Source organism: Paractinoplanes deccanensis (assembly GCF_016862115.1).
Lineage (GTDB): Bacteria > Actinomycetota > Actinomycetes > Mycobacteriales > Micromonosporaceae > Actinoplanes > Actinoplanes deccanensis.
Genome location: NZ_BOMI01000200.1, coordinates 1 through 5526 on the forward strand (window position 1 = coordinate 1; position 5526 = coordinate 5526).

The window sequence follows — 5526 nt, forward strand, 5'->3', positions numbered from 1 at the left end:
ACCATGGGATGTCTCCCAGGGGGAGCCGCCCGATGCCATTGTCCCGAAAATCCCAGGCGACGGCTCGTCACAGGCGTGCCGCCTGTGGATAACCGCGACTGTGGAAAACGCCCGCGCAGGTCCAGGCCGTGCAGCCCGCCAGCATGTGGGTCGGCGCCCAGGTCGTTGGCTCGTCCGTGTTCAGGCCGCGCAGCGTGCCAGCGCAAGGACCAACGCCCAGGCGCTTGGGCCGTCCGTGCTCAAACGGCGCCGTGTGCCAGCGCCCAGGCCCGTGCTCAGGCCGCGCAGCGTGCCAGCGCAAGGGCCAAACGCCCAAGCGCTTGGGCCGTCCGTGCTAAGGCGGCGCAATGTGCCAGCGCCCAGGCCGTTGGGCCGTCCGCGCTCAGGCCGCGCAGCCCGCCAGCGCCAGCGTCGCACCCAGGCCGTTGGGCCGCCCCGGCTCCGCGGCCGGCAGCACCAGGGCCGCGCACCCCGCCCGCACCGCGCCCGCGTCGGCCGGGGTGTCGCCGACCATCAGCGTGCGCTCCGGGTCCGCGCCCAGCATGCCGCAGGCTCGCAGGAAGATGGCCGGGTCGGGCTTTGTGCGGCCGAGCTCGTAGCTCAGGGCGTACGCGTCCACCAGGCCCGCCATGCCCCACGCCTCGAAGTGCGGCCTGATGTCGAAGCCGATGTTGCTCACCACCGCCACCTTGACGCCCGCATCGTGCAGGGTTCGCAGGGTCGGTGCCGTGTCCGGGTACGGGAGCCAGCCGTCCGGGCCGAGCAGGCGGTCGTACAGCGCGTCCGCCAGGCCCTCCATGTCCGTCGACACGGTCGCCGCCAGCCCGGTGTAGGCGGCTCGGTGGCTGTGCGCGTACAGATCTCTGTCCGACCAATGCTCGGCCAGATGAGGGGGTACGCGGGCCGGCAGCGGCCCGCCGGCGCGCCCGGCCGTGACCAGGCGGTCCGCCAGCACGGTCGCCTTGCCCCTGTCGAGCTCGTGGCCGCAGGCCGCGGCCGCCGCCACCACCCACGTCACCGGGTCTTCCACCTGCGCCAACGTGCCGTGGAAGTCGAACAGCACGGCGTCCACCTGGCGGTGCGGCCGATGGGGAGGGTGATCGGTCGATTCGGGATCCGGCACGGGAGCACCATACCGACCGTGCCCGTGCTGCAAGTTGTCACACCCACGAACTAGCCTTGTGGTCATGACGAGTCCCGCCGAACGGTATGCGGAATCGAAGCGGCGGGCGGCCCGGGTGGCCGAGTTCCCGGCGCTCGACGATTTCATGCTCGACGTCGGCTTCGACCTCGACGACTTCCAGCGCGCCGCGTGCGAGTCGCTCGAGCGTGGCAGTGGCGTGCTGGTCTGCGCGCCCACCGGCGCCGGCAAGACCGTGGTCGGCGAGTTCGCCGTCCATCTCGCGCTGCGCGCCGGTGAGCGCAAGTGCTTCTACACCACGCCGATCAAGGCGCTGTCCAACCAGAAGTACCACGACCTGGTCGAGCGCTACGGCGCCGACAAGGTCGGCCTGCTGACCGGCGACAACGCCATCAACGGCGACGCGCCGGTGGTCGTGATGACCACCGAGGTGCTGCGCAACATGCTCTACTCCGGCTCCGCGAGCCTCAAGGGCCTGGCCTACGTGGTGATGGACGAGGTCCACTACCTGGCCGACCGGTTCCGCGGCGCGGTCTGGGAGGAGGTGATCATCCACCTCCCGGCTTCGGTGACCCTGGTGTCGCTGTCCGCGACGGTCAGCAATTACGAGGAGTTCGCCGACTGGCTGGTCACCGTGCGCGGTGAGACCGAGGTCGTGGTCAGCGAGCACCGCCCGGTCCCGCTCTGGCAGCACATGCTGGTCGGCCGGCGCATGTTCGACCTGTTCCACGACGCCGACGCCGCCAAGAAGCACGACGTGCATCCCGAGCTTCTGCGCTACACCCGCGAGATGCAGCGGCGCCTGGAGCTGACCGACCGGTCGTACGGGCCGCGGGGCGGCAACCGGTCGCGGCGCTGGCAGCCGCCGCCGCGCGCCGAGGTCGTCGACCGGCTCGAGCGGGCCGGGCTGCTGCCGGCGATCCTGTTCATCTTCAGCCGTGCCGGGTGTGACGCGGCCGTGCAACAGTGCCTGAGCGCCGGGCTGCGGCTCACCGACGCCGACGAGCGCGCCGAGATCCGCCGCATCGCCGAGAGCAAGGTCGCCGGCGTGCCGCGCGAGGACCTGTCCGTGCTCGGCTACTGGGAGTGGCTCGACGGCCTCGAGCGGGGCGTCGCCGCCCACCACGCCGGCATGCTCCCCGCCTTCAAGGAGGCGGTCGAGGAGTGCTTCGTGCAGGGGCTGGTCAAGGCGGTCTTCGCCACCGAGACCCTGGCGCTCGGCATCAACATGCCGGCCCGCTGCGTCGTGCTGGAGCGGCTGGTCAAGTTCAACGGCGAGGCGCACGTCGACCTCACCCCGGGGGAGTACACGCAGCTCACCGGCCGTGCGGGCCGCCGGGGCATCGACGTCGAGGGGCACGCCGTCGTGCTGTGGAGCCCCGAGGTCGACCCGCGGCACGTGGCCGGGCTCGCCTCCACGCGCACCTACCCGCTGCGGTCGTCGTTCCGCCCGTCCTACAACATGGCCGTCAACCTGGTCGGCACGGTCGGCGCCGACAAGTCCCGCGAGCTGCTCGAGTCGTCGTTCGCCCAGTTCCAGGCGGACCGTTCGGTGGTGGGCCTGGCGCGCCAGGTGCAGCGCAACGTCGACACCATGCAGGCGTACGGGAACGACGCCGCCTGCCACCACGGCGACTTCGACGAGTACTTCGCCATCCGGGTCGCCATCGCCGACCGGGAACGGGCCCTCGCGCGCGAGGGTGCCTCCCAGCGCCGTGCCGCCGCGACCTCCTCGCTCGAGAAGCTGCGGGTCGGCGACGTGATCCGGGTGCCGCAGGGGCGCCGCGCCGGGCTGGCCGTGGTGCTCGAGGCGCCGGCCGGTGGCTTCGGCGAGCCGCGCCCGCTGGTGCTGACGCAGGACCGCTGGGCCGGCCGGGTCAGCCCCGCCGACTTCGGCGGCCCGGTCGAGGTGCTCGAGCGCATCCGCGTGCCGAAGCACTTCAACCACCGCTCGCCGGCGGCCCGCCGCGACCTGGCCGCCCAGATCGCCGCGACCGGCCTCGACCGGCACGGCGGCGGGCGGCGCCGCAACCGGGGCGGGCCGACCGGCGAGGACGCCGAGATCGCCCTGCTCAAGGTGCAGCTGCGCCAGCACCCGTGCCACGCCTGCCCCGAGCGCGAGGAGCACGCGCGCTGGGCCGAACGGCGGCACCGGCTGCAACGCGACACCGAGGCGCTGCGTGACAAGGTCGCCGGGCGTACAGGGTCGCTGGCGCGCACGTTCGACCAGGTCTGCGCGGTGCTCACCGAGCGCGGCTACCTGTCCGCCGGCGGCGAGGTGACCGAGTCCGGCCGCATGCTGGGCCGCATCTGGTCCGAGGCCGACCTGCTGGTCGCCGAGTGCCTGCGCCAGGGCGTCTGGGACGGGCTCGCCCCCGACGAGCTGGCCGCCGCGGTGTCCATGGTGCTCTACGAGTCGCGCCGCGAGGGCGACGACCGCGCCTCGGTGCCCAAGGGGCCGATCACGTCGGCGGTCGACGCGTGCACCAAGCTCTGGGGCGAGATCGCCGCCGACGAGTCCGGTCACGGGCTGTCGCTGACCCGCGAGCCCGACCCGGGCTTCGTCTGGCCGATGTACCGGTGGGCCCGCGGCGAGCCGCTGGCCCGGGTGCTGGCCAGCGGGCACAACTTCGACGCCGACATGCCGGCGGGCGACTTCGTGCGCTGGGCGCGTCAGGTCGTCGACCTGCTCGGCCAGATCCGCGAGGCGTCGGCCGCGTCGCCGGAGGTCCGCGACACGGCCCGCGAGGCGGTCAAGGCGGTGAACCGGGGCGTCCTCGCCTACCAGGCCGGCCTGTGATCTTCGCGCTCGCCTACCGGGGTGGGCTGTGATCTTCGCGCTCGCCTACCGGGGTGGGCTGTGATCTTCGCGTGGATCTTCGTAGGATGAGTGCACTGTCGATGCACTGACGCGGAGGTGGCGACATTGGACGGTTCGCCCAACGACAGGGTGGACACTTCGGTCGCCCACCCGGCGAGGCGTTACAACTACTGGCTGGGCGGCAAGGACCACTTCGCCGCCGACCGCGCCTCGGGCGACGCGATCGAGGCCGCGATGCCGTCCATCCGCACCATGGCCCTGGAAAATCGCCGTTTCCTGGGCCGCGCCGCCCGGCTGATCGCCGAGCGCGGCGTCCGCCAGTTCCTCGACATCGGCACGGGCATCCCCGCGCCCGGCAACACCCACGAGGTGGTCCAGGCCGTCGACGCGTCCAGCAAGATTGTGTACGTCGACAACGACCCGATCGTGCTCAGCCACGCGCGGGCCCTGCTCACCAGCGCGCCGGCCGGCACCGTGGCCTACCTCGACGCCGACCTGCGCGACCCGCGCTCCATCCTGGACCACGCCGACCTCAAGGCCACCCTCGACCTGTCCGAGCCGGTCGGCCTGCTGCTGATCGCGGTGCTCCACTTCGTCCGCGACGACGAGGACGTGCAGGGCATCGTCGGTACGCTGCTCGAGGCGCTCCCGTCCGGCAGCTACGTCGCCGCCACCCACGCGACGTGGGAATACCTGCCCGCCGAGGCGATCGCCAAGCTGAGCGCCGCCAACCCGGACGGCCGTTTCACCGCCCGCGACGGCGCCGATTTCGCGGCCCTGTTCGGCGGCCTCGAGATGGTCGAGCCGGGCCTGGCCTCGGTCGCCCACTGGCACGCGGACGCCGAGCCCCAGCCCCGCCCGGCCGTGGAAGACGTCGCCTGCAACGGTTTCGTCGCCCGCGTGCCGTAGCTGAAGCTCGGCGGCCCGGTCAGGGGCGCTGGGCCTCGTAATACTCCTTCATGGACGGGTAGTAGTCGTCGAACGAGGGCAGGGGCCGGTCCTCCCGCGAGGCGACCAGGGCGTCGAGGTACCACTCCCAGCCGGGGCCGACGTCGCCGACGTTCTCGGTGCCGGTGAGGTGCTGGGTGAAGCGGAGCTCGGTCACGCCGGCGCTCTCGGTCAGCTGCAGTTCGAGGTGCCAGCTGCCGTGCTCGTCGACAGCGGACAGGGCCAGCCGGCGCGGCGGCTCACACGCGTCGATCGTCATGTCCGTCCACGGTTCGCCCTCCTCCTGCACCATCTGCACCTGGATGGCACGGCCCGGCGCGGCGTCGCCCTTCCACGGGCCGAACCAGCGCGCCGTGCGGCTCGGGTCGGTGATGCTGGCCCACACGTCGTCCACGGGCGCGTGGAACGAGCGGGTCAGCACGAGATCGGTGCCGGACAGCCGCCCGGTCGGGATGGGACTCATGCGCTCTTCTCCTGGCTCTGCTCGGGCCCGGCGGCCGTGCGCCGCTCGGTGCGGGTGCCATGGACCGGCGTTGCGGACGTCTGCCCCACGGCCGTGCGCCGTTCGGGTGCCGGCGTCTGCCCGACGGCGGCGCGCCGCTCGGGTGCGGTGGGG

The 5526-nt window shown here is 72.8% G+C and carries 4 protein-coding genes; 2 read left to right on the top strand and 2 right to left on the bottom strand.

The window, feature by feature from the left end; all coding sequences use genetic code 11:
- Positions 1 to 382 precede the first annotated feature (382 nt).
- The gene (locus Ade02nite_RS46810; RefSeq protein WP_239169577.1) at positions 383 to 1123 is read right to left on the bottom strand and encodes an HAD family hydrolase; all 741 of its coding nucleotides are present in this window, start codon (positions 1121 to 1123) and stop codon (positions 383 to 385) included.
- Between the two features lie 64 nt (positions 1124 to 1187).
- Between Ade02nite_RS46810 and Ade02nite_RS46815 the strand changes: the two genes are divergently transcribed.
- Both Ade02nite_RS46815 and Ade02nite_RS46820 read left to right on the top strand, forming a co-directional pair.
- A complete protein-coding gene (locus tag Ade02nite_RS46815) occupies positions 1188 to 3941 on the top strand; it encodes a DEAD/DEAH box helicase (RefSeq protein WP_203777913.1) in 2754 nt (917 codons plus the stop codon).
- A 126-nt stretch (positions 3942 to 4067) separates the two neighbouring features.
- Complete coding sequence (locus tag Ade02nite_RS46820) at positions 4068 to 4871, top strand: SAM-dependent methyltransferase (RefSeq protein ID WP_203777914.1); 804 nt, start codon at positions 4068 to 4070, stop codon at positions 4869 to 4871.
- Between the two features lie 19 nt (positions 4872 to 4890).
- Here the strand turns inward: Ade02nite_RS46820 and Ade02nite_RS46825 are convergent, their stop codons facing one another.
- Positions 4891 to 5373 carry an SRPBCC family protein gene (locus Ade02nite_RS46825; RefSeq protein ID WP_203777915.1) on the bottom strand — a complete coding sequence of 161 codons (483 nt, stop codon included), beginning with the start codon at positions 5371 to 5373 and terminating at the stop codon, positions 4891 to 4893.
- Positions 5374 to 5526 lie beyond the last annotated feature (153 nt).